The sequence below is a fragment of the Stenotrophomonas sp. YJH_SMC_43 genome (assembly GCF_059372535.1).
This window is the reverse complement of record NZ_JCAFVQ010000001.1, coordinates 236626-260990: the sequence shown is the minus strand read 5'-3', so window position 1 is coordinate 260990 and position 24365 is coordinate 236626. Positions and strand designations below refer to the sequence as shown.

General features: G+C 65.2%; 22 protein-coding genes and 2 tRNA genes. 3 read left to right on the top strand and 21 right to left on the bottom strand.

All coding sequences use genetic code 11. The features are described from left to right. Nucleotides 1-17: 17 nt before the first annotated feature. The 4 genes from rplT to thrS form a co-directional block, all read right to left on the bottom strand. The gene (gene rplT / locus AC5QAH_RS01155; RefSeq protein ID WP_005410435.1) at nt 18-377 is read right to left on the bottom strand and encodes a 50S ribosomal protein L20; all 360 of its coding nucleotides are present in this window, start codon (nt 375-377) and stop codon (nt 18-20) included. An 11-nt stretch (nt 378-388) separates the two neighbouring features. Further along, nucleotides 389-586: a 50S ribosomal protein L35 gene (gene rpmI / locus AC5QAH_RS01150; RefSeq protein ID WP_005410436.1), complete on the bottom strand. Its 198-nt coding sequence runs from the start codon at nt 584-586 to the stop codon at nt 389-391. Between the two features lie 265 nt (nt 587-851). Further along, nucleotides 852-1394: a translation initiation factor IF-3 gene (infC, locus tag AC5QAH_RS01145; protein ID WP_005410437.1), complete on the bottom strand. Its 543-nt coding sequence runs from the start codon at nt 1392-1394 to the stop codon at nt 852-854. A 48-nt stretch (nt 1395-1442) separates the two neighbouring features. Further along, nucleotides 1443-3344, bottom strand: coding sequence for a threonine--tRNA ligase (gene thrS, locus AC5QAH_RS01140; protein WP_010486466.1), 1902 nt, complete (start codon nt 3342-3344; stop codon nt 1443-1445). 428 nt (nt 3345-3772) lie between these two features. Between thrS and AC5QAH_RS01135 the strand changes: the two genes are divergently transcribed. The 3 genes from AC5QAH_RS01135 to AC5QAH_RS01125 are packed head-to-tail and all read left to right on the top strand — an operon-like array spanning nt 3773 to nt 5902. Continuing rightward, nucleotides 3773-4069: a hypothetical protein gene (locus tag AC5QAH_RS01135; RefSeq protein ID WP_005410439.1), complete on the top strand. Its 297-nt coding sequence runs from the start codon at nt 3773-3775 to the stop codon at nt 4067-4069. Further along, a complete protein-coding gene (locus AC5QAH_RS01130) occupies nt 4069-4332 on the top strand; it encodes a hypothetical protein (protein WP_049455699.1) in 264 nt (87 codons plus the stop codon). The genes AC5QAH_RS01135 and AC5QAH_RS01130 overlap by 1 nt, the downstream gene beginning before the upstream one ends. Before the next feature lie 10 nt (nt 4333-4342). Beyond that, nucleotides 4343-5902 (top strand): PepSY-associated TM helix domain-containing protein, encoded by a 1560-nt coding sequence (locus AC5QAH_RS01125; RefSeq protein ID WP_019336890.1) that lies wholly within the window; start codon nt 4343-4345, stop codon nt 5900-5902. 24 nt (nt 5903-5926) lie between these two features. Here AC5QAH_RS01125 and AC5QAH_RS01120 read toward each other — a convergent pair whose 3' ends face one another. The 17 genes from AC5QAH_RS01120 to nuoI form a co-directional block, all read right to left on the bottom strand. Then, on the bottom strand, nt 5927-6331 hold the full coding sequence (locus tag AC5QAH_RS01120) for a VOC family protein (RefSeq protein WP_010486459.1): 405 nt from the start codon (nt 6329-6331) through the stop codon (nt 5927-5929). Between the two features lie 90 nt (nt 6332-6421). Continuing rightward, complete coding sequence (locus AC5QAH_RS01115; RefSeq protein ID WP_049455698.1) at nt 6422-7612, bottom strand: glycoside hydrolase family 18 protein; 1191 nt, start codon at nt 7610-7612, stop codon at nt 6422-6424. Nucleotides 7613-7889: 277 nt separating this feature from the next. Next, nucleotides 7890-9998 (bottom strand): polyribonucleotide nucleotidyltransferase, encoded by a 2109-nt coding sequence (gene pnp, locus AC5QAH_RS01110; RefSeq protein ID WP_019336892.1) that lies wholly within the window; start codon nt 9996-9998, stop codon nt 7890-7892. Nucleotides 9999-10149: 151 nt separating this feature from the next. Further along, a complete protein-coding gene (gene rpsO, locus AC5QAH_RS01105; protein ID WP_005410445.1) occupies nt 10150-10410 on the bottom strand; it encodes a 30S ribosomal protein S15 in 261 nt (86 codons plus the stop codon). Nucleotides 10411-10583: 173 nt separating this feature from the next. After that, the gene (gene truB / locus AC5QAH_RS01100; protein ID WP_010486453.1) at nt 10584-11492 is read right to left on the bottom strand and encodes a tRNA pseudouridine(55) synthase TruB; all 909 of its coding nucleotides are present in this window, start codon (nt 11490-11492) and stop codon (nt 10584-10586) included. A 108-nt stretch (nt 11493-11600) separates the two neighbouring features. Continuing rightward, nucleotides 11601-11984, bottom strand: a complete 384-nt coding sequence (gene rbfA / locus AC5QAH_RS01095) for a 30S ribosome-binding factor RbfA (RefSeq protein ID WP_005410447.1) — start codon at nt 11982-11984, stop codon at nt 11601-11603. 132 nt (nt 11985-12116) lie between these two features. Next, a complete protein-coding gene (gene infB / locus AC5QAH_RS01090; RefSeq protein ID WP_010486450.1) occupies nt 12117-14762 on the bottom strand; it encodes a translation initiation factor IF-2 in 2646 nt (881 codons plus the stop codon). Between the two features lie 92 nt (nt 14763-14854). Beyond that, nucleotides 14855-16366, bottom strand: coding sequence for a transcription termination factor NusA (gene nusA / locus AC5QAH_RS01085; protein WP_006458580.1), 1512 nt, complete (start codon nt 16364-16366; stop codon nt 14855-14857). Nucleotides 16367-16370: 4 nt separating this feature from the next. Continuing rightward, nucleotides 16371-16961 carry a ribosome maturation factor RimP gene (gene rimP, locus AC5QAH_RS01080; RefSeq protein WP_005410450.1) on the bottom strand — a complete coding sequence of 197 codons (591 nt, stop codon included), beginning with the start codon at nt 16959-16961 and terminating at the stop codon, nt 16371-16373. A 402-nt stretch (nt 16962-17363) separates the two neighbouring features. Continuing rightward, a tRNA-Met gene (locus tag AC5QAH_RS01075) sits at nt 17364-17440 on the bottom strand. A gap of 82 nt (nt 17441-17522) precedes the next feature. Beyond that, nucleotides 17523-17599: transfer RNA gene (locus AC5QAH_RS01070), tRNA-Met, on the bottom strand. A gap of 127 nt (nt 17600-17726) precedes the next feature. After that, the gene (gene nuoN / locus AC5QAH_RS01065) at nt 17727-19187 is read right to left on the bottom strand and encodes an NADH-quinone oxidoreductase subunit NuoN (RefSeq protein WP_005410451.1); all 1461 of its coding nucleotides are present in this window, start codon (nt 19185-19187) and stop codon (nt 17727-17729) included. Nucleotides 19188-19202: 15 nt separating this feature from the next. Next, nucleotides 19203-20711, bottom strand: a complete 1509-nt coding sequence (locus AC5QAH_RS01060; RefSeq protein ID WP_005410452.1) for an NADH-quinone oxidoreductase subunit M — start codon at nt 20709-20711, stop codon at nt 19203-19205. 23 nt (nt 20712-20734) lie between these two features. After that, on the bottom strand, nt 20735-22900 hold the full coding sequence (gene nuoL / locus AC5QAH_RS01055; protein ID WP_495232031.1) for an NADH-quinone oxidoreductase subunit L: 2166 nt from the start codon (nt 22898-22900) through the stop codon (nt 20735-20737). Between the two features lie 7 nt (nt 22901-22907). Beyond that, complete coding sequence (gene nuoK / locus AC5QAH_RS01050; RefSeq protein WP_006381125.1) at nt 22908-23213, bottom strand: NADH-quinone oxidoreductase subunit NuoK; 306 nt, start codon at nt 23211-23213, stop codon at nt 22908-22910. Further along, nucleotides 23210-23866 (bottom strand): NADH-quinone oxidoreductase subunit J, encoded by a 657-nt coding sequence (locus AC5QAH_RS01045; RefSeq protein WP_010486441.1) that lies wholly within the window; start codon nt 23864-23866, stop codon nt 23210-23212. The genes nuoK and AC5QAH_RS01045 overlap by 4 nt, the downstream gene beginning before the upstream one ends. A gap of 9 nt (nt 23867-23875) precedes the next feature. Beyond that, the gene (gene nuoI / locus AC5QAH_RS01040) at nt 23876-24364 is read right to left on the bottom strand and encodes an NADH-quinone oxidoreductase subunit NuoI (RefSeq protein ID WP_005417924.1); all 489 of its coding nucleotides are present in this window, start codon (nt 24362-24364) and stop codon (nt 23876-23878) included. Between the last annotated feature and the right edge of the window lies 1 nt (nt 24365).

Below are 24365 nucleotides of genomic sequence, written 5' to 3'. Positions count from 1 at the left end.
ACGGCATCGGGAAGGACTTATGCCGCCAGCGCGCCCTTGGCCTTTTCGGCCAGCGCAGCAAAACCGGCTGCGTCGTGCACGGCGATGTCAGCCAGGACCTTGCGATCCAGGGTGATGCCGGCCTTCAGCAGACCGTTCATGAAGCGGCTGTAGCTCAGGCCGTTGATGCGGGCAGCCGCATTGATACGGGTGATCCACAGCGAACGGAAGTTGCGCTTCTTCTGCTTACGGCCGATGTAGGCGTACTGCTGAGCCTTGATGACCGCCTGCTTGGCGACGCGGAAGACCTTGCGACGGGCGTTGTAATAGCCCTTGGCGAGATCCAGAATCTTCTTGTGGCGGCGACGCGCCTGTACGCCACGCTTAACTCGTGCCATTTTTCAGTTCCTCAGAGGTAAGGGAGCATGCGGTCCAGACGGCCTGCGTCTTCTGCACGGACATGGCCCGTCTGACGCAGATTACGCTTACGCTTGGTCGCTTTCTTCGTGAGGATGTGGCTACGGTTGGCGTGGCCGCACTTGTACTTGCCCGAGGCGGTCTTGCGGAAACGCTTGGCCGCTGCCCGGTTGGTCTTGATCTTGGGCATTGCAATGTCCTTGATGGGATATGACCCTGGTTTCTGACTGATCTGGCGGCGGCCTGGGCCGCTCTTTCCGTCCTGCCATGATCGGCGTACGACCCGTCCTGGGTGGGTCGAGCCGGGCATGATACAGGCAAAACCGCCCTGCCACCAGCCCCTGCAACCCTTTCACGGCAATTCACCGGCATGCCGCAAAAGCGAAGGGGCGCCGATGGCGCCCCTTCACCCTGAACCGTTCAGCCAGGCGCCCCGGAGGGCGGCCCGTCAGGCCTCAGGTCTTCTTCTTCGGCGCGATCATCATGACCATCTGACGCCCTTCCAGGCGCGGACGGGATTCAATGACGATGTCCTCGCCCAGATCGGTCTCGATCCGGTTGGCCATTTCGCGGCCCAGTTCCTGGTGGCTCATTTCACGGCCGCGGAAGCGGATGTTGACCTTGATCTTGTCACCATCCTCAAGGAACCCGCGCATCTTGCGCAGCTTGATCTGGTAGTCGCCCTCGTCCGTGACCGGACGGAACTTCACTTCCTTGATCTCGACCTGCTTGGTCTTCTTCTTGGCCTCGCTGGCCTTCTTCTGCGCTTCGAACTTGAACTTGCCGAAGTCCATGATCTTGCAGACCGGCGGATCGGCCTGCGGCTGGATTTCGACCAAGTCCAGGCCTTCATCTTCGGCCATGGACAGCGCTTCGTCGCGCGACAACACGCCGATCATTTCTCCGTCACTGCCGATCACGCGGACGCGCGGCACACGGATTTCCTGATTCTTGCGGTTCTGTTTGTTGTCAGGGGTGCTGATATTACGTTCTCCCAAGGGTATCGAACCGGTCCGGGTGCCTGTGCGCCCGGACCGGACCTTTGCTTACGCGCCCTCGGCGTGGAGCCGCTCGATGAAGGCCTGCAGGCTCATGCTGCCCAGATCTTCGCCAGAACGCGTACGCACCGCCACAGCCCCATTTTCCTTCTCGCGGTCACCAATGACCAGCAGGTAGGGCACGCGCTGCAACGTATGCTCGCGGATTTTATAGCCGATCTTCTCGTTACGCAAATCCGAGCTGACGCGGAAGCCTTGCTCCGCAAGGGTTTTGGTCACGCCCGAGACGTAGTCGGCCTGGGCGTCGGTGATGTTGGCCACCACCACCTGGGTCGGGGCCAGCCAGGCCGGGAACTGGCCGGCATGGTGCTCGATCAGGATGCCCAGGAAGCGCTCCATCGAGCCGACGATGGCCCGGTGCAGCATGACCGGGTGCTTCTTCTGGCTGTTCTCGTCCACGTACTCGGCGCCCAGGCGGCCCGGCATCATGAAGTCGACCTGCATGGTGCCCAGCTGCCAGGTACGGCCGATGGCGTCCTTCAGGTGGTACTCGATCTTCGGGCCATAGAAGGCACCCTCGCCCGGCAGCTCCTGCCATTCCACGCCACAGGCGGTCAGCGCCGAGCGCAGCGCGCCCTCCGCTTTGTCCCAGGTCGCATCGTCACCCAGGCGCGATTCCGGGCGCAGGGCGATCTTGATCTGGATGTCGTCGAAGCCGAAGTGCTGGTAGACCGCCAGCGCCTGCTGATGGAAGGCCGTCACTTCCGACTCGATCTGGTTTTCCGTGCAGAACACGTGGCCGTCGTCCTGGGTGAAGCCACGCACGCGCAGGATGCCGTGCAGCGCGCCGGACGGCTCGTTGCGGTGGCAGGAACCGAACTCACCGTAGCGGATCGGCAGGTCGCGGTAACTGTGCAGGCCCTGGTTGAACACCTGGATGTGGCCCGGGCAGTTCATCGGCTTGACCGCGTAGGTGCGCTTCTCCGATTCGGTGAAGAACATGTTGTCCTGGTAGTTGTCCCAGTGGCCGGACTTCTTCCACAGGCTCACGTCCAGGATCTGCGGGCAGCGCACTTCGCCGTAGCCGCTGTTGCGGTAGACCTTGCGCATGTACTGCTCGACCACCTGCCACAGCGCCCAGCCCTTCGGGTGCCAGAACACCAGGCCCGGCGCTTCTTCCTGCAGGTGGAACAGGTCCTGCTGCTTGCCGATGCGGCGGTGGTCGCGCATCTCGGCTTCCTCGATGCGCTTGATGTACGCCTCAAGCTGCTTCTTGTCCGCCCAGGCGGTGCCGTAGATGCGCTGCAGCTGTTCGTTCTGCGCGTCGCCACGCCAGTAGGCGCCGGAGATGCGGGTCAGCTTGAAGGCCTTCAGGAAGCGCGTGTTCGGCACGTGCGGGCCACGGCACATGTCCACGTATTCCTGATGGTAGTACATGCCCATCGCCTGGATGTCGTCGGACATGTCCTCGATCAGGCGCAGCTTGTAGTCCTCACCACGGGCCTTGAAGATCTCGATCACTTCGGCGCGCGGCGTCATCTTCTTGATGACGTCGTAGTCCTGGGCGATCAGTTCACCCATGCGCTTCTCGATCGCGGCCATGTCGTCCGGGGTGAACGGGCGCTCGGAGTAGATGTCGTAGTAGAAGCCTTCGGCGATCACCGGACCGATCACCATCTTCACATCCGGGTACAGCTGCTTGACGGCGTGGCCGACCAGGTGGGCGCAGGAGTGGCGGATGATCTCCACGCCCTCCTCGTCCTTGGCGGTGATGATGCGCAGGCTGGCATCGTGGTCGATGACGTCGCTGGCATCGACCAGCACGCCATCCACGGCACCGGCGATGGTGGCCTTGGCCAGGCCGGCACCGATCGACTGGGCGACGTCCATGACGCTGACGGGGTTTTCAAACTCGCGGCGGCTGCCGTCGGGGAGGGTAATGTTGATCATCGGAGTGGCTTCGTGCGGGGCCCGCTGGGCGGGCTGGAAAGCGCTCCCGGGGCGGCGCCCGGGCAATAAAAAAGCGCCACGAGGGCGCCAGGGACACAGGGCCTTCGGGGGCAGGTCAACAGTGGGCGGTGGTAGTGCTCATGTCGCACGCTCGGCCGGCGCTGGGCGCGGGCCACCTTGTTCCAGTCGGGGAGTGTGATGATCTTAAACCAGCGCACCGGAAAGCCCAAGGGCTACCGTACGGTACGCTGAATGGCCCTCGCTGGCGGCGTGAAAACGCAATGATTACCATGTCCGCGCAGCCCGCCCCGTGCCAGCCTGCCCGCTTCCCCCCAGGACCTCGTGATGCGCCACCCGCTCCGACCGGCTCCCGCCGGCCCCGCCCGTGCCCCGCGTTCGCTGGCCCGCTGCCACGGCGGCCGCCCGCAATGATCACCGTCGGCCTTTCCACCCTGGGCTTCTGCAGCCTGGGCATGCTGGCGGCGATGTTCTCCGCGCTGGCCTTCTATGCCGCCTCGCCGCACTGCCGCTGGCCGCGCCTGCGCCGGGCCGGCCGCCTGGGCCGCCAGATCGGCCTGGTCGCGGCCGCCGCCGCGCTGTGGCTGTGGATGGCCGAGCTCGGCTTTGCCGCCGGCCTGGTGGCCATGCTGTGCACCTGGATGCTGGCGGCGATGCTGCTGCCGGCACTGGCCGCCTGGCATCGCCCGGGCACGGAGTCGCCCTGATGTGGCCGCGCGCCTTCGCCGGCATCGTCGCCGGCTTCTTCCTGGCCGCGGCCGCGACCGGCCTGCTGGCATGGCTGCCGCCCGGCCCCTGGCAGCGGGCGCTGGTGCCGACCCTGATCGCTTTCATCCCGCTGTGGATGCTGGCCGCCCTGTGGGCGTTCAGTTTCCGCAGCGCGCTGCGTGCCTGGCTCGTGCTGGGCGGCAGCGCCGCCGCCGTCTTCGCCGTGCTCGGGCTGCTGCGCCTGACCGGCGCGGTGCAATGAGACCTCTCCCATGAAGTTCAGTTCGCAGACGCTGCGCACGTTCACCACCCTGCACACCTGGGTCGGCCTGGTCGCCGGGTTCGGCCTGTTCGTGGCCTTCTACGCCGGTGCGCTGACCCTGTTCCATCACGACCTGCCGCTGTGGCAGACCCCGGGCGCGGCCACCGCACTGCCAGCCGGGCTGGACGATGCGCAGTACCTGCTGGAAGACGTACTGGCGACACACCCGGAAGCCCGCCGCCACGTCGGCATGACCTTCCCCGGCGCCGACCACCCGCAGCCACTTGCGTACTGGCAGGCCGATGATGGCAGCTGGCGTTATGCCTGGCCGGGGCAGATTGGCGGCAGCCCGACGCCGCCGCAGACCGGGCTGGCCGAGCTGGTCAACGAGCTGCACTACAGCCTGGGCCTGCCCGTGGCCGGCATCTACGTGATGGGCATTGTCAGCCTGCTGTACGGCATGGCGCTGCTCAGCGGCCTGGTGATCCATCTGCCGAAGCTGCTCGGCGACCTGTTCGCGCTGCGTCCGGGGCGCAACCTGAAACAGCTGTGGCAGGACGCGCACAACGTGATCGGCGTACTGAGCCTGCCCTTCCACCTGATGTTCGCGGTGACCGGCGCCCTGCTCTGCCTGGTGTTCGTGCAGATGGCCCTGCTCAACCCCCTGATCTTCGACGGCAAGGCCCTGCAGGCCGTGCCAACAGCGATGGACACCGCACCGGTGCGTGAAGCGACCGGCATCCCCTCGCCGCCGGGCAGCCTGCGCGTGCTGCAGGCGCGGGCGCTGGAGGTGGCGCGCGCACAGGGCGTGACCAGCTTCGAGCCGGCCTACCTGAAGCTGGCCAACGCGGGCGACACCAACGCCACCATCGAGATCACCGGCGAATCCACCGGCACCCTCGGCCCGCTCGGCGCCGTGGCGCTGGATGTCGCCACCGGCCAGGTACTGGCCACCCAGCTGCCAGGCCAGCGCGACGCCAACCACGCCACGCTCAGCGCCGCCTATGCGCTGCACTTCGGCGAGTTCGGCAACGGGGTGGTGGTCTGGCTGTACTTCCTGCTCGGCCTGGGCGGTGCGTTCCTGTTCTACTCGGGCAACCTGCTGTGGATCGAGTCGCGGCGCAAGCGTCGCCAGCCGCAGCAACCGCGCGCCGGCGTGAACATGGCACGGGCCACGGTCGGCGTGTGCATCGGCCTGTGCGTGGCGATCTCGGTCGCGTTCCTCACCGCGCTGGTGCTGGAACGGCTGGCGCCGGCGGCGGTCGACCACGGCATCCGCTGGGCCTGCTTCGGCAGCTGGGCGGCCTGTGCGCTGTGGGCCGCGCTGCGCCGCCCGGCACAGGCCGCACGCGAGCTGCTGTGGGCGGCGGCAATCAGTACCGCGCTGGTGCCGATCCTGCACGGCGCACTCAATGGTGACTGGCTGTGGCGTGCGGCCGCGCGTGGCCACTGGCCGCTGTTCTGGGTCGATGCCATCGCGCTGGCCATGGCCTTCGGCTTCGCCCGCCTGGCAGTGGCCAGTCAACGCCGCGCCCGCAACGGCGATCCGAACAGCGTCTGGGCCAACTGAGCCTTCGCCGGGCATGGCCCGGCGCTACCGGAGCAGGTGCGCTGGGTCCAGGTAGCGGCTGACTTCGATCAGGTTGCCATCCGGGTCGCGGAAGTACACCGATTCGATTGGACCCAGTGCGCCGGTGCGGGCCACCGGCCCCTCCTCCACCGCGACGGCCTGCGCCTGCAGGTGTGCCAGCACATCGATTGTCGCCGTAAGCGTGACCAGGCACAGGTCGGCACTGCCCGGCGTGGGTCGTAACGCATGCGGCTGCAGCGGGGCACTGGCCGGATGCAGATTGATCTTCTGCTGGCCGAACTGCAGCGCGGTACGTCCCGCGCCGAAGCGCACGACCTGCATGCCGAGCACGCGCTGGTAGAAATCACAGCTGCGGTCGATGTCGGCGACGGTGAGGACCAGATGGTCCAGGCGTTCGAGATGGATCATGCCCGCAGCGTAACGCTGCGGGCGTGGACATGCTGTGCGGGGTTGGGCCGATGGCGTTGCGGCATTGCGCCGGGCATCGCCTGATGCAGCTCAATCGCCGATGCGCGCCTTCTGCCAGGGGCCCAGCATGGCGTTGAGCAGGCTGGCCTGCTCGTCGTCGCCGGTCAGCTCCCACATGAATACACCGGCCAGGCCCTGCTCGCGGGCGAACTGCGCACGCAGCCCGATCGAGCGCGGGTCTTCATAGCTGATGAAGACCTTCTGTTCGGCGTTGTACAGCCACGGGCTCTGCGCCTGCGGCTGCCAGTGCTTCGTCCAGCCCGGCTGGTCGAGATAGCGCGCCTTGATCACCCGCCAGTCGCCTGCATCGGCCGGTGCGCTGTAGGGCTGGTACAACCCATCCGGGGCATCACCTGTAACCTTGAAGCCGCGCCCGTAGAACGGCACGCCCAGCACCAGCTTGTGGGCCGGTACGCCGTGGTCGCGGTAAAACTGCACGGCACCGGCCACGTTGTTCCAACGGCGCAGCTCCGGCGCCAGTGGATCGGCCGCCACCTCAAGCAGCGGTGCGTTGAAGGTCGACACCGCCGAGAAGCCGGTGCCCATGTCGTAGCTCATCAGGTTGATGAAATCGAACACCTTGGCCAGCGCCGGCAGGTCGTAGCTCGCCGCCGGATCGTAGGGGCCATCCGTCTGCAGGCGACCGGCGGCCAGCGCGGCGGTCAGCAGCATCGGCTGCCCCGCCTTGCGACCGCGCGCATCAAGTGCCACGCGGAACGCCTGCGCGAGCCGGGTCAGGTTGGCGCGATCCTGCGGGCGGTGCGCCAGTTCCTTCGGCCCACCACTGACCGGGAATTCCCAGTCGATGTCCACACCATCGAAGCTGCCTGCATGGCGCTCGAAGAACAGCGTCATGCATGAGTCGACCAGGCGCTTGCGGCTGGTTTCGGTCAGTGCCGCATCGGAGAACCCGCCTGCGCCCCAGCCGCCGATCGAAATCAGCGTGCGCAGGTGCGGATGCGCCTTCTTGAGTTCGGCCAGTGCCGCGAAATTCTTCGGCGCTTCCGCACCGATCGTGCAGCGCCCGTCCTCGATGGTCGAGAACGCGTAGAACAGGTGGGTCAGGCGCTCGGCCGGAATGCTCGACACCGGATAGCGCTCGGCGGAACCACCGGGGTAGTAGGCACCGAAGATCGGCGGCTGTGCGGGCGCAGCGTGCGCGGCAATGGGCAGGGCGCCGGCAATCAGTACGGCAAGGACGGCCACAGTCTGGCGGAACATGGAATCTCCCGGTTCGAAGGCGCCGCCACGTTAGCAAACCGATGGGGCTGTGGGACCGATGTCGTGGCATGTCGTCCGATGGACAGGCGCGATCCGTGCAACGGTGACAGAACAATGGCTGCGTAGCGCCTCTCATGCACCGCAGCAGGACATGCGGCGACCTGGGTGAGCGGTTGTTCGCAACTTCGAGGCAAAGAAAAAGCGGGCCGAAGCCCGCTTTTTCATTTCAGCGATTCCAGGAGCGTGTCAACCAAGCAAGGTTGACACCCACCGCCGATTATTCGGCGCTGACGGCGTCGCCTTCTTCCACGGCCTTCATCGACAGGCGGATACGGCCCTGCTTGTCGACTTCCAGCACCTTGACCTTGACCACATCGCCTTCCTTCAGCACGTCGCCGACCTTCTCGACGCGATCGCTGGAGATCTGCGACACGTGGACCAGACCGTCCTTGCCCGGCAGGATCGTGACGAACGCACCGAAGTCCATGATCTTGGCGACCTTGCCTTCGTAGATGCGGCCCGGCTCGACGTCCGAGGTGATCTGCTCGATGCGGGCCTTGGCGGCCTGGGCAGCGATGGCGTTGACCGATGCGATGACGATGGTGCCGTCATCCTGGATGTCGATCTGGGTGCCGGTTTCCTTGGTGATGGCCTGGATGGTCGAACCACCCTTGCCGATCACTTCGCGGATCTTGTCCGGGTGGATCTTGATGGTCAGCAGGCGCGGCGCGTAGTCCGACAGCTCTTCACGCGGAGCGGTCAGACCGTGGGCCATTTCGCCCAGGATGTGCAGACGGCCAGCCTTGGCCTGCTGCAGGGCCTGCTTCATGATCTCTTCGGTGATGCCTTCGATCTTGATGTCCATCTGCAGGGCGGAGATGCCCTCAGCGGTACCGGCCACCTTGAAGTCCATGTCGCCCAGGTGATCTTCGTCACCCAGGATGTCGGACAGGACGACGAAGCGCTCGCCTTCCTTGACCAGACCCATGGCGATACCGGCAACCGGTGCCTTCACCGGCACGCCGGCGTCCATCAGGGCCAGCGAGGAACCGCAGACCGAGGCCATCGACGAGGAACCGTTCGACTCGGTGATTTCCGAGACGACGCGGATGGTGTACGGGAAGGCTTCCAGCGACGGCATGACAGCCAGCACGCCGCGCTTGGCCAGGCGACCGTGGCCGATTTCGCGGCGCTTCGGGCCCATCATACGGCCGCACTCACCCACCGAGAACGGAGGGAAGTTGTAGTGGAACAGGAAGTTTTCCTTGTACTCACCGGCAACGGCGTCGATGACCTGGCCGTCACGGGCGGTGCCCAGGGTGATGGTCACAATGGCCTGGGTTTCGCCGCGGGTGAACAGCGAGGAGCCGTGGGTACGCGGCAGCACGCCGGTCTTCACGGTGATCGGGCGGACGGTGTCCAGCGCACGGCCGTCGATGCGCACCTTGGTGTCCAGCACCGAGTCACGCATGGTGCGGTATTCCAGCTCGCCGAATTCCTTCGACAGCTCGGCCGGGTTCCAGCCTTCGGCGGCCACGCGGCCTGCCAGGGCTTCGACCACGTCCTTCTTGATTGCCGAGATGGCGTCGCGGCGCTGCAGCTTGTCGCGCACCTGGAAGGCTTCGCCCAGGCGCGGGCCGATGGCTTCCTTCAGGGCGGCGATCAGCGCGTCGTTCTTGGCCGGGGCTTCCCAGGTCGACGGCTTGGTACCGGCTTCGACGGTCAGCTCGTTGATCGCGTTGATGACCTTCTGCATCTCGCGGTGACCGAAGGTCACGGCGCCCAGCATCACTTCTTCGGACAGCAGCGCAGCTTCGGATTCAACCATCAGCACGGCGTTGGAGGTGCCGGCGACGACCAGTTCCAGCTGCGAGTCAGCCAGTTCGCTGACGGTCGGGTTCAGGATGTACTCGCCGTTCTTGTAACCGACCTTGGCAGCGCCGATCGGCCCCATGAACGGGGTGCCGGCCAGGGCCAGGGCAGCCGAGGCGCCGATCAGGGCCGGGATGTCACCGTCCACGTCCGGGTTCAGCGACATGACCGTGGCGATGATCTGCACTTCGTTCTTGTAGTCTTCGGGGAACAGCGGGCGGATCGGACGGTCGATCAGACGCGAGATCAGGGTTTCCTTCTCGGTCGCACGGCCTTCACGCTTGAAGAAACCACCCGGGATACGGCCGCCGGCGTAGAACTTTTCCTGATAATCGACGGTCAGCGGGAAGAAGTCCTGGCCTTCGCGCGCGCTCTTGGCGGCGACGGCGGTGACCAGCAGTACGGTGTCGTCCATCTTGACGATGACGGCACCGCTGGCCTGACGGGCGACTTCGCCGGTCTCGAGCGTGACGGTGTGCTTGCCGTACTGGAAGGTTTTGGTGATTTTTGCCACGGAGGGTGTCCTTGGGGATGCTGTCTGCGAATTTGGACCGTCGGCGACCCTTGCCGCCAGCGGGTGGCCGGATCGTTCCGGCCTGAATCGGGGATTGCGGTGCTACAAAACAAAACCGCGGCGCATCGCTGCGCCGCGGGGGATTCGTTGCTTAGCGACGCAGGCCAAGCTTTTCGATCAGGGCCTTGTAACGCTCGACGTCCTTCTTCTTCAGGTAGTCGAGCAGGCTGCGACGGCGGTTGACCATCTGCAGCAGGCCGCGGCGGCTGTGGTGGTCCTTCTTGTGGGTCTTGAAGTGGCCGGTCAGCAGTTCGATGCGGGCGGTCAGCAGTGCAACCTGGACTTCCGGGGAGCCGGTGTCAGCCGAGCTGCGCTTGTTGTCTTCAATGACCTTCTGGGTGTCGATCGACATTTCTTTTTTCTCTGTGATGCGTGGCCGGCAGGAACGCGCTTCGCGCACCGCCAGGCTCGCCGTGGACTACGAGGATGAAACCTGCGCGAGGCAGGCTGCCGGAAAACGGCCGCGAAATTGTAACGGTCGGGGGGCCTCGGAACAAGGTCCGGGGCTGAACCGTCCGGGCCCGGTCAGAGGTTGAAACGACGCTGCGGAGCCAGCAGGCCACTGTCATCGACCTGACCCAACCCCTGGACAGCATCGTCCGGACCGAACACGGCCACCAGACCACGGGGCCACGACAGATCGCGCTGGCGCTGGCCGACGCAGAAGCGGTGGGCCTGGTCGGCATCGAGGTCGACCCGCGGGTATTCAGCCAGGCCGGCCGCCAGCGGCAGCAGCAGCGCGTCCATGCCCGCCTCGTCACCCGCCTCGACCATCGCCCGCAGCTGATCCAGGGTGACCATCGCCGGTTCACGGAACGGCTCGACCCAGAGCCGGCGCAGCGCACTGATATGCGCGCCACAGCCCAGCGCCTCGCCCAGATCGCGGGCCAGGCTGCGGATATAGGTGCCCGAGCCGCAGGTCACACGCAGCCGCAACCGCTCCGGCTGCTGCTCGAGCACCTCGATGGCGTGCACCTGCACCTCGCGCTCCGGCGCTTCAATGACGTCACCGCGGCGGGCCTTCACATACAGCGGCTCCCCGCCCTGCTTCAGCGCCGAATAGATCGGGGCGCGCTGGCGGATGCTGCCGGTCAGCGGCGCCAGCGCCGCCTGCAGGGTCTCGGCACTGATCGAAGGCACCGGGCGCTGCAGCAGCACCTGGCCTTCGGCATCGTCGGTGTCGGTGGTCTGGCCCAGCATGATCTCGGCGTCGTAGGCCTTGGCCGAGCCGAGCAGCAGGCCGGCAATCTTGGTCGCCTCGCCGAAGCACAGCGGCAACAGGCCGGTGGCCAGCGGGTCGAGACTGCCGGTATGGCCGCCCTTTTCGGCACGGAACAGGCGACGAGCCACCTGCAGGGCGGCGTTGGAACTCATGCCGGTCGACTTGTCGAGCAGCAGGATGCCATCCAGGCGGCGGAACTGAATTCGGGTCATGACAGATACGGGTAGCGCCGGGCCATGCCCGGCGAGCGCGAAGCGCGGCCAGCGTCCGGCCTCGCACGGTCAGAATGAAAAGACGCCGGGCATGGGCCCGGCGCTGGCTTATTCTTCGTCGCTCTCGCGACGCTTCTCCGCGGCCAGCGTATCGGGCAGGTCGCGCAGGATGTTGTCGATGTGCTCACCACGGTCGACCGAGTCGTCGTAGTGGAAATGCAGCTCCGGCACGTGGCGCAGCTTCATCGCGCGGGCCAGATCCATGCGCAGGCGGTAGCCCAGCTCCTTCAGGCCTGCCACGGCTTCAGCCGAACGTTCCGGCATCAGCGCGGTGACGAACACCTTGGCATGGGCCATGTCGCGGGTGATTTCCACGTCGGACACGCTCACCGAGGGCAACCCATGCTCGCGCACGGCGTTGTGCACCAGGGTGCCGAGTTCACGGCGCAGCTGGGCGGAGACACGGTCGGTTCGATGGAAAGTCTTGGGCACGAGGAGCTCTTGGTTCAGTTGTCGCCCGACCAACGGTTGGGCGCTACCTTTGATTCGATTGTCGCCCGACCAACGGTCGCGCGCTACAGGTACATGGTAGGGCCCGACCGTTGGTCGGGCCACCTTGCAGCATTACAGGGTGCGCGGCACTTCGATACGCTCGAAGCACTCGATCTGGTCACCCGGCTTGACGTCGTTGTAGGCCTTCACCGCGATACCGCATTCGGTACCGTTGCGGACTTCCTCGACGTTTTCCTTGAAGCGGCGCAGCGATTCCAGTTCGCCTTCGAAGATCACCACGCTGTCGCGCAGCACGCGGATCGGCTTGTTGCGCTTGACCACGCCCTCGATGACCATCGAGCCGGCAACGGCGCCCAGCTTGGAGCTGCGGAACACGTCGCGGACCTCGGCGATACCGATGATCTCTTCGCGGATCTCCACGCCCAGCAGACCGGAGGCCACCTGCTTCACCTGATCGATCACGTCATAGATGATCGAGAAGTAACGCAAGTCGACGCCGTTGGATTCGATGATGCGACGGGCCGAAGCATCCGCACGCACGTTGAAGCCGATGACGGTGGCCTTCGAAGCAGCCGCCGAGTTGGCGTCCGATTCGGTGATGCCGCCCACGCCGGAGTGGATCACGTTGATGCGGATGTCGTCGTTGGACAGCGCGACCAGTGCCTGGCTCAAGGCCTGCACCGAACCCTGCACGTCGGCCTTGATGACCAGGTTGAGGACCTGCTGGCCCTCGCCCTTGCCCAGGGTCGCCATGATGTCTTCCATGCGGCTGCCAGCGGTGGCCACCAGGCGCGATTCACGGCGCTTGGTCTCACGCTGCTGGGCAACGTCCTTGGCCAGGCGCTCATCCTCGACGACCACGAAGTCGTCACCGGCTTCCGGCACGCCGGACAGGCCCAGGACCTGCACCGGGATGGACGGGCCGGCGAACTCCGGCTGCTTGCCGGTTTCGTCGAACAGCGCACGCACGCGGCCGTACTGGATGCCGCACACCAGGTAGTCGCCCTTCTTCAGGCGGCCCTGCTGCACCAGCACGGTCGCGACCGGGCCGCGGCCCTTGTCCAGCGACGATTCGATCACCACGCCCGAGGCGCGGCCTTCGTCGACGGCCTTCAGCTCCAGCAGCTCGGCCTGGATCGAGATGGCGTCCAGCAGGTCGTCGATGCCCAGGCCGGTCTTGGCCGAGATCTCCACCATCTGGGTATCACCACCGAAGTCTTCGGCCACGACCTGCTCGGACAGCAGTTCGTTCTTGACCCGCATCGGGTCGGCGTCGGACTTGTCGATCTTGTTGATCGCCACGATCAGCGGCACACCCGCCGAACGGGCGTGCTGGATCGCTTCCTTGGTCTGCGGCATGACGCCGTCATCGGCGGCCACGACCAGCACCACGATATCGGTCAGCTTGGCGCCGCGGGCACGCATCGAGGTGAAGGCAGCATGGCCCGGGGTATCCAGGAAGCTGATCACGCCCTTCGGCGTATCCACGTGGTAGGCACCGATGTGCTGGGTGATGCCGCCGGCTTCGCCGGTGGCGACCTTGGTACGGCGGATGTAATCCAGCAGCGAGGTCTTGCCGTGGTCGACGTGGCCCATGATGGTGACCACCGGCGGACGCTGGGTGGCTTCGCCCTGGTTTTCACCGGTCGAGGCCAGCAGTGCGTCTTCGGCATCGTTGTCATTGGCACGGATTGCCTTGTGACCGAGTTCTTCGGTCACCAGCGCGGCGGTGTCATGGTCGATGGACTGGGTGATGGTGGCCATCACGCCCATCTTGAACAGCGCCTTGACCACCTCACCGCCCTTCAGCGCGAGCTTCTGCGCCAGGTCGGCCACGGTGATCGTGTCGCCGATCGCCACTTCACGCACCACCGGCGCGGTCGGACGCTCGAAGGCGTGCGGACCGGCATTGTTGCCACCGCGCGACATGTCGCGACGGCCACCCGCCTGGTTGCGCCCGCCCGGACGACCACGGGTGTTGCTGTTGTTGCTGTTGCCACGACGCGCGCGGTCGGCAGCCGACAGGTGCATCTGGCCGGCGAAACGATCGCCCGGGCCACGCTCGTTGCGCGGCGCGCTGCGGTTGTTGCGGTCGTCGTTGCGCGGCGGCGGCGGCGCACTGCGCGGCGCAGCCGGAGCGGCGGCCGGCGTGCGTGGCGGCCGCGGCGCGGTTTCATCGATCGGAGCGCGCTTGGGCTTGGTGGCGGCCAGTGCCTCGGCAGCCTTGGCGGCAGCCGCAGCCTCTTCGGCAGCCTTCTTCTCGGCCTCTGCGCGTTCCTTGGCTGCAATCTCTTCCTCACGGGCGCGGACGATGGCTTCGTCGCGCAGACGATCCTTCTCGGCCAAGGCCTGCTGTTCGGCGAGGTTGCGGGCACGCGACTCTTCCAGCTTGCGCAGGATGTCGGCGCGCTCTTCGTCCGGCGTCATGGCGCGCGCACCATCCTTGACGTAGGTGCGCTTCTGGCGCACCTCGACATTCACGGTCGTCTTGCTGCGACCGGAATTGACCGTCACTTCCTGCTGCTTCCGGCGGTTGAGCGTGATCTTCTTTGCAGACTGATCGGTCTCTTCCGGGGCCTGCTCGGGCTTGCCGTGCGAACGACGAAGGAAGCCCAGGAGCTTAACCTTCTCGGAGCTGGTCACGACCTGGTCGGGACCGCTGAACTTCATGCCGGCACCGGCCAGCTGTTCCAGCAGTTTTTCGACCGGCGTGTTGACCAGTTCGGCAAGCTTGCGGATGGTGGTTTGCTGCGACATTCGGATCCTATGATCTTGTGGGCGCCCCCCCGCATCTGGAGGTGGCGCGGATTCTACGCCCTGAGCGGCTCAGGGCCCTGTTCATTGCCGGCTCATTCGCCGCGTTCCAGTCGGGCGATCTCTTCGGCACGGGCGGCCAGGATCAGCGCAGCGGCGCGCGCCTGATCCAGTCCTTCGATACCGAAGTCCATGACCTCGTCGGCGGCCAGGTCGGACAGGTCCTCGCTGGTACGCACGCCGTGGCCGGCCAGCGCATATGCGGTGGCTTCGTCCATGCCCTTCAGGGACAGCAGGTCCTGCGCCGGCTGGCCGTCTTCAAGGCCTTCTTCGACTGCCAGGGCCTCATTGAGCAGCGCATCGCGGGCACGAGCGCGCAGCTCTTCGACGATGTCTTCGTCGAAACCTTCCACGGCCAGCAGTTCGCCGACCGGGACATAAGCGATTTCCTCGACGGTACCGAAGCCTTCGCTGACCAGGATGCCGGCGATCTCTTCGTCCACTTCCAGCTTGTCCATGAACAGCTGGCGGGCCGACGCCTGCTCGGCTTCCGACTTGGCGGTGACCTGGTCCTGGGTCATCACGTTGAGCTGCCAGCCGGTCAGGCGGCTGGCCAGGCGCACGTTCTGCCCGCCCTTGCCGATCGCCTGGGCCAGGCGGTCTTCAGCGACAGCCAGGTCCATCGAGTGCTTGTCTTCATCAACGATGATCGACTGCACTTCGGCCGGCGCCATCGCGTTGATGACGAAGTTGGCCGGGTTGTCGTTCCACAGCACGATGTCCACGCGCTCGCCATTGAGCTCGTTGGACACGGCCTGCACGCGCGAACCGCGCATGCCGATGCAGGCACCGATCGGATCGGTGCGCTGGTCGTGGGCCAGCACGGCGATCTTGGCGCGGTCGCCCGGATCGCGGGCACAGGCCTTGATTTCCACCAGGCCCTGGCCGACTTCCGGCACTTCCAGCTTGAACAGCTCGATCATGAATTCCGGGGCGGCACGGCTGATGAACAGCTGCGGGCCACGCGGTTCCGAACGGACTTCGGCCAGGTAGCCGCGCACGCGGTCGCCGGCGCGCAGCACGTCGCGCGGAATGCCCTTGTCCTTCGGGATGAAGCCTTCGGCGTTGCCACCGAGGTCGACGTAGATGTTGCCGCGCTCGGCGCGCTTGACCACACCGGTGATCAGCTCACCCACGCGATCCTTCCATGCATCCACGACCTGCTGGCGCTCGGCTTCGCGCACGCGCTGGACGATGACCTGCTTGGCGGCCTGGGCAGCGATGCGGCCGAAATCCGGGTTCTCGATCTGCTCTTCGATGTAGTCGCCGACGTCCACGCCTTCGGCCTCATCGACCGCGTCCATCAGGCGGATCTGGCGATCCGGCGATTCCATGACCACGTCATCGGCCACCACTTCCCAGCGGCGGTAGGTTTCGTAGCTGCCATCCTTGTGGTCGATGACCACGCGGGTCAGCACTTCCTCGTCGGGATAGCGCTTCTTCGCTGCCGAGGCCAGGGCGGCCTCGATGGCATCGAAGATCACTTCACGCGGCACGCCCTTCTCGTTGGCGACTGCGTCGACTACCAGCAACAGTTCCTTGCTCATTGGCTCACTCCGCGCGCGGCTTCTTTGCCGCCGGCTCGTTGGAAGAAGAATTCGTGTTCGGCTTCGGACGCTTCGGTGCCGGACCGGTCGGCTTGCTCGGGGCCAGCCCCAGCGCCACCCAGTCGGGCATGATCCGTGCCTTGTCGATGTTGTCGGCCGACACCACCACTTCGGTCTTGTCGACGATGAAGGTGATGGTGCCAGCGGCCTCGTCGGTCGCCTCGATACGGCCCTGCAGGCGACGACGGTTGTCCTGCGGCAGCTTCAGCGTGACCTTGGCCGATTCACCCTGGTGGCGGGCGAACTGCTCCAGGTTGAACAGCGGGCGATCCACGCCCGGCGAGGACACTTCCAGCGTGTAATTGCCGCTGATCGGGTCTTCGACGTCCAGCTGCGCCGACACTTCGCGGCTGACCCGCTCGCAGTCGTCGACATTGATGATGCGCTCGGGCTGTTCAGCCAGCGGCACGTCGATGTAAAGGCGCAGGGTCGCACCGCCGGGGGCCGGCAGATACTCAACGCCCAGCAGCTCCAGGCCCAGCGACACGACGGTCGGGGCGAGCAGATTCGCGATGTCGGTTGCCTTGTCGCTCACAGCCTGCCTTGATCTCTTGGTTGGGTGCCGGCCTTGGCCGGCGTGAAAACATGACGCCCCGGAAACGACAAAGGGCCCGCTGGGCCCCTTTTTCCGGAAAGACTCCGGTGACTGGATTCCGGTTGCAACCCGCATTGCCTGCCGGTTGCGGCCCTCCTTCCGGGTCTGGACTCCCGCTGGGGAGGCCACCTTCAGGGGTGTTGCTAGGTCGCTGATGATAGCGGCTGCACCGCGCTGGTGCAAGGTGCGGGGCTACCCCGAAGCGTCCGCTGCGCTCGCCGGGCATGGCCCGGCGCTACCACCGTGCGGCGTACGGGTAGCGCCGGGCCATGCCCGGCGGATCGAGCACCGCCCCAAAGAAAAACGCCTTCGAAGCAGGACTTCGAAGGCGATTTCTTTACTTGGTAGCGGGGGCAGGATTTGAACCTGCGACCTTCGGGTTATGAGCCCGACGAGCTGCCAGACTGCTCCACCCCGCATCAGAAGCGGAATTATGAGCGATAACTTCAAAACATGCAAGCTTTCCCTCATTCATCAGACCGGTTGGCGCCGGCTCGATGTTGGTAGCGGGGGCAGGATTTGAACCTGCGACCTTCGGGTTATGAGCCCGACGAGCTGCCAGACTGCTCCACCCCGCACCGGAAGTGCTTGAACTGCTGCCCTGCTCTTTCGAGGAGGGCTACCGCAACGATGTTCTGGCTGAACCGCTGCAGTGACAACTCAGGCTGCGCATATTACACGAATCGCGCAGCTTTGTGTCAACTTTTATGCAAGATGCGCAAATGCCTGCTGGCACCAGACCATGATCGGGTTCCAGGCCAGGCCCAGCGCCAGCAGTGCCAGCGCGTTCACGCCCAGCACCAGGCCCAGTACGCGGTCATTGCTGCGCGGCATGGCCTCGCCCACCGGCTCATCGAAGTACATGACCTTGATGACGCGCAGGTAGTAGAAGCAGCCGACCACGGCGCACAGCACGCCGAGGATGGCCAGCCACAGCAGGCCGCCATTGACGGCAGCGCCCAGCACGGCCAGCTTGGTCCAGAAGCCCAGGAACGGCGGGATGCCGGCCAGCGACGCCATGATGCACAGCACCAGGCCGGCCATCCACGGGTTGCGGGCGTTCAGGCCCTTGAAGTCCTCGATGTTCTCGGCTTCAAAGCCGGCACGCGACAGCGCGATGATCGCGCCGAAGGCGGCGGTGGACATGATGGCGTAGGCCAGTGCGTAGAACAGCGCAGCGGCATAGCCCTGCGCGCCACCACCGGCGATGCCCATCAGCAGGAAGCCGATGTGCGAGACGGTGGAGAACGCCAACATGCGCTTGAGGTTGCTCTGCGCGATGGCCATCAGGTTGCCGATGACCAGCGAGACCGCGGCCAGGCCGGCGATCAGCAGCTGCAGTTCGGTCGACAGCGGGCCCACGCCCATTTCCAGCAGGCGGTAGGCCATGCCGAAGGCGGCCAGCTTCGGCGCCGAGCTGATGAACAGCGCGATCGGTGCCGGGGCACCCTGGTACACGTCCGGCAGCCACATGTGGAACGGTGCGGCACCCAGCTTGAAGGCGACGCCGGCGATCATGAACACCGCACCAGTGATCAGCAGCACGCGCTCTTCCGAGTGCGGGATGGCGTCGCGGATGACGTCCAGGTGCAGGCTGCCGGTGGCGCCGTAGATCAGCGACATGCCGTACAGCAGCAGGCCCGAGGCCAGCGAGCCGAGCACGATGTACTTCATCGCCGCTTCCGAGGCCAGGCCGTTCTCACGGTTGCTGGCGACCAGGGCGTAGGAGCACAGCGCCAGCAGTTCCAGGCCCAGGTAGACCATCAGCAGGCTGCCGGCCGACACCAGGATCATCATGCCGGCGGTGCCGAACAGGATCAGCACCGGGATCTCGCCCTGGAACAGGTTGCGGTCACGCAGGTAGCGCCAGCCATAGACCAGGGTCAGGCCGCTGAGCAGCACGATCCCGGTCTTCATCACGTCCGCGGCGGTATCGCGCACGAACATGCCATGGAAGACCTCCCCCTGCCCGCCCACGCCGGTGGCCAGCATGAACAGCACCACGGCCAGCGCAGCGAGCGAGAACAGGTGGGTGACGATCTTGTTCCGGTTGCTGACGAACAGGTCGAGGATCATCAGGGCGAAGGCGCTGCCGATCAGCACCAGCTCGGGAGCGAGCGGTGGCAGGTCAGCGGCGGTCAATGGCAGCAGCGGCGAGGTGGTCATCATCAAATCCTGGAATTACAGCAGCTTGCTGGATGCGATCTGCATCGCCAGCTTCGCGATCGAGGGCTCCATCAGGTCGGTCAGCGGCTTGGGGTAGATGCCCAGCGCCAGCACGCCGATGGCGAACACGCCCAGCACCAGCCATTCGCGGCCGTTGATGTCCTTCAGTTCGGCCACGTGGCTGTTGGCCACCTCGCCGAAGAAGATGCGCTTGTACAGCCACAGGGTGTAGGCGGCACCGATGATCAGGGTGGTGGCCGCGCCCAGTGCGATCCACGGATTACGCTGGAAAGCCGACAGGATGACCATGAACTCACCGACGAAACCGCTGGTGCCCGGCAGGCCGGCATTGGCCATGAAGAACAGCATGGCGAAGGTGGCGAACCACGGCATCACGTTGACCACGCCGCCGTAATCGGCGATGCGGCGGCTGTGCATGCGGTCGTACAGCACGCCGACGCAGGAGAACATCGCACCGGACACGAAGCCGTGCGAGATCATCTGCACCATGGCGCCCTGCAGGCCCAGGCGGGCGGCATCGGCGTTGCCGGCCTCACGCACCAGCCACAGGGCGATGAAGGTGCCCAGGGTGACGAAGCCCATGTGCGCGATCGACGAATAGGCGATCAGCTTCTTCATGTCGTCCTGCACCAGAGCGACCAGGCCGACGTAGATCACCGCGATCAGCGACAGCGCGATCACCAGCCAGGCCCATTCCTGCGACGCGTCCGGGACGATCGGCAGGTTGAAGCGCAGGAAGCCGTAGCCACCGATCTTCAACGCGATGGCAGCGAGGATCACCGAACCGGCGGTCGGTGCTTCCACGTGTGCATCCGGCAGCCAGGTGTGCACCGGGAACATCGGCACCTTGACCGCGAAGGCGATCAGGAAGGCGAAGAAGATCCAGGTCTGTTCCTTGGCCGACAGCGGCAGCGCGTACAGGTCGGCCAGCTGGAAGCTGCCGCCCTTCATGTACAGGTAGATCAGCGCCACCAGCATCAGCACCGAGCCGAGGAAGGTGTACAGGAAGAACTTCAGTGCTGCGTAGATGCGGCGCGGGCCGCCCCAGACACCGATGATCAGGAACATCGGGATCAGCATCGCTTCGAAGAACACGTAGAACAGCATCGCGTCCGTCGCGGCGAAGATGCCGACGGTGACGCCTTCCAGGATCAGGAAGGCCGCCACGTACTGGTTCACGCGCTTGTCGATGGCGCTCCAGGCGCCGATCAGGGCAAGCACGCTGACCAGGGTGGTCAGCAGGATCAGCGCCACGGCGATGCCGTCCACGCCCAGGTTGTAGCCGATCTTGTACGCCGGGATCCAGGCATGGGTCTCGACGAACTGCAGACCGTCGATGCCTGCGTTGTAGCCGCTCAGCAGCGAAAGGCTTGCAACGAAGGTGAGTACCGCGACGCCCAGCGACGCCCAGCGGGCGGTCTGTGCATCACGGATCGCAAGGATCAGGGCGCCACCGATGATCGGCAGCCAGATGAGGACACTGAGTAGAGGCCAGTTCGACACGTCTTCTTATTCCGTACAGGTCATCAACGCAGGTAATGCATCAGCACGCCCAGCAGGGCAATCAGGCCGATGATCATCGCGAAGGCGTAGTGATAGAGGAAACCGGATTGGGTACGACGCAGCACGCCGGCTGCAACGTCCACAACACGTGCCGAGAGATTGACCACGCCGTCGACGATGTTGCTGTCGATCCAGCGCGAGACCTTGCCCAGCTTGACGCTGCCGCCGGCAAAGCCATCGATCCACAGCTTGTCGAAGCCGTACTTGTTTTCCAGCACCGAAACGATCAGGGCGAAGGTCTTGCGTGCCTTGCCCGAGAGGTCCGGCTTCCACAGGTAGAACAGCGCGGCCAGCAGGAAGCCCGCCAGGGTCAGCCAGAACGGCGGCAGCATCATGCCGTGTAGCGCGAACGCGACCGGGCCATGGAACTCTTCACCCAGGAACGCGACGGTGTTCTTGGCCGGATCGTAGAAGTCGACGATGCCGGTGAAGAACGTCTGTGCCTGGCCCTTGATCGCCTCGTGCGCATGCTGGCCAGCCCAGTCGGTGCCGTGCAGCATCGGACCGATGCTGAAGAAACCGATGGCGATCGACGGGATGGCCAGCAGGATCAGCGGCAGGGTCACCACCCACGGGGTTTCGTGCGGCTCATGCGGACCGTGGCCATGGCCATGGCCGTGGTCGTCATGGGCATCGCCATGGTGGGCGTCGGCGGCGTGGTGATCGTCATGGCCATGGCCATGATCGTCGTGCGCGTCGCGGAAGCGTTCCTTGCCATGGAAGGTCATGAACAGCAGGCGGAAGCTGTAGAAGCTGGTCACCAGCACGCCACCCAGCACTGCCCAGTAACCATAGGTGGCCACCCAGCTGTTCTGCATGTGGGCGTGGATCTCGGCCGCCTCGATGATGGTGTCCTTCGAATAGAAGCCGGAGAAGAACGGCGTACCGACCAGGGCCAGCGTACCGATCCACATGGTGACGAAGGTGATCGGCATGTACTTGCGCAGGCCGCCCATCTTGCGCATGTCCTGCTCGTGGTGCATCGCGATGATGACCGAGCCGGCGCCCAGGAACAGCAGCGCCTTGAAGAAGGCGTGGGTCATCAGGTGGAACACGGCCGCCGAATAGGCCGACACGCCCAGGGCGACGGTCATGTAGCCCAGCTGCGACAGCGTGGAGTACGCGACGACGCGCTTGATGTCGTTCTGCACGATGCCGATCAGGCCGGTGAAGAACGCGGTGGTGGCACCGATGAACAGCACGAAGTTCAGCGCGGTCTGCGACAGCTCGAACAGCGGCGACATGCGGGTGACCATGAAGATACCGGCGGTCACCATCGTCGCGGCGTGGATCAGTGCCGAGATCGGGGTCGGGCCTTCCATCGAGTCCGGCAGCCACACGTGCAGCGGGACCTGGGCCGACTTGCCCATGGCGCCGATGAACAGGCAGATGCAGATGACGGTGGCGATCGACCAGATCACCGGCTCGTTCAGCAGCTGCATGCCCAGGATCGTGCCGTCCCAGATCTGCAGCTGGGCGCGCGGGTCAGCCAGCATGCCGGCCTGCGAGAACACCTGCGAGTAGTCCAGGGTGCCGAACACCCACAGCACGCCGGCGATGCCCAGCAGGAAGCCGAAGTCACCGACGCGGTTGACCAGGAACGCCTTCATGTTGGCGAAGATCGCGGTCGGGCGCTTGAACCAGAAGCCGATCAGCAGGTACGACACCAGGCCCACCGCTTCCCAGCCGAAGAACAGCTGCAGGAAGTTGTTGCTCATCACCAGGGTGAGCATCGAGAAGGTGAACAGCGAGATGTAGCTGAAGAACCGCTGGTAGCCCGGATCGTCCTGCATGTAGCCGATCGTGTAGATGTGGACCAGCAGCGACACGAAGGTCACCACCACCATCATCATCGCGGTCAGCTTGTCGACCATGAAGCCGACGTGGGCCGAGTACTGGCCGACTTCAAAGAACGTGTAGATGTTCTGGTTGAACGGCTGCGCACCGCCCCAGAGCAGCTGGTAGAGCGTGTACATCGACAGGCCGCAGGCAACCGCAACGCCGAGGATGGTGATGGTCTGCGCGCCGAAGCGCTTGACCTGGCGACCGAACAGGCCGGCGATGATGCTGCCGAACAGCGGTGCAAGCACCACTGCGATCAACAGACTCTTGGAGAGAGTGATTTCCATCTGTGGATCAGCCCTTCAACGAATCGACTTCGCCGACATTGATCGTGCGGCGGGTACGGAACAGGGTCACCAGGATCGCCAGGCCGATGGCGGCTTCCGCGGCGGCGACGGTCAGGATGAAGAACACGAACAGCTGGCCGGACGGATCGCCCAGCTGACGCGAGAACGCGACGAAATTGACGTTCACCGACAGCAGCATCAGCTCGATCGACATCAGCAGGACGATGACGTTCTTCCGGTTGAGGAAGATGCCGGCCAGGCTGATGGCGAACAGCACCGCGCCCAGCGCAAGCATGTGGCCAAGGGTAATCACGGCTGGGTCTCCTCGCCGGTGGCCGGCTTGCTGTTGCTGTGCACGACCGGCGCTTCGGCGCCCATCTTGACCATGCGCAGGCGCTGGCCGGCCTTGACCATGGTCTGCTCGCCCGGGTTCTGGCTCTTCACGCCGGTACGGCGACGCAGGGTCAGCATCACGGCGGCAACCACGGCCACGGTCAGGATGACCGCAGCGAACTCGAACGGCAGCAGGTATTCGGTGAACAGCGTGCGCGCAAGCCAGGTGACGTTGGAGCTGTCGGCAGCGACCGCGGCGGCGTTGTCGGCGGGGAACGGGGTAACCGCCCTGCCCTTCACGCCGATCAGGATCAGCATCTGGACCAGCATGGCCACGGCAACGATCAGGCCGACCGGCAGGTAGCGGACCCAGCCCTCACGCATCTTGGTGGGATCGATGTCCAGCATCATCACCACGAACAGGAACAGCACCATCACCGCGCCGACATACACCAGCACCAGTGCCACACCGAGGAACTCGGCGCCGACCAGCAGCCAGACGCAGGCGATGGAGAAGAAGGTCAGCACCAGGCAGAGCACGGCGTGAACCGGGTTGCGCACGCTGATCACCGCACCGGCCGAAACCGTTGCCGCGATGGCGAACACCCAGAAAGCGATATTTACCCAATCCATCTCTCGACCTCAGCGGTAAGCGGCATCGGCGGCGCGACGCTCGGCGATCTCGGACTCGAGACGGTCGCCCAGGGCCAGCAGCTGCGGCTTGGTAACGATGTTTTCGCCACGATTCTCGAAGTGGTACTCGAGGATGTGGGTTTCGACGATCGAGTCCACCGGGCAGCTTTCTTCACAGAAGCCGCAGAAGATGCACTTGAACAGATCGATGTCATAGCGCGTGGTACGGCGGGTGCCGTCTTCGCGCTTGGCCGAGTCGATGGTGATGGCCAGTGCCGGGCACACCGCTTCGCACAGCTTGCAGGCGATGCAGCGCTCTTCACCGTTGGGGTAACGGCGCAGGGCGTGCAGGCCACGGAAGCGCGGCGACTGCGGGAACTTCTCCATCGGGTACATCATCGTGTACTTGGGCTTGAAGCTGTACTTCAAGGTCAGCCAGAGACCGGCCAGCAGTTCGAGCAGCAGCAGGCTCTTGAAGTAATGGGTAATCCTGTTCATC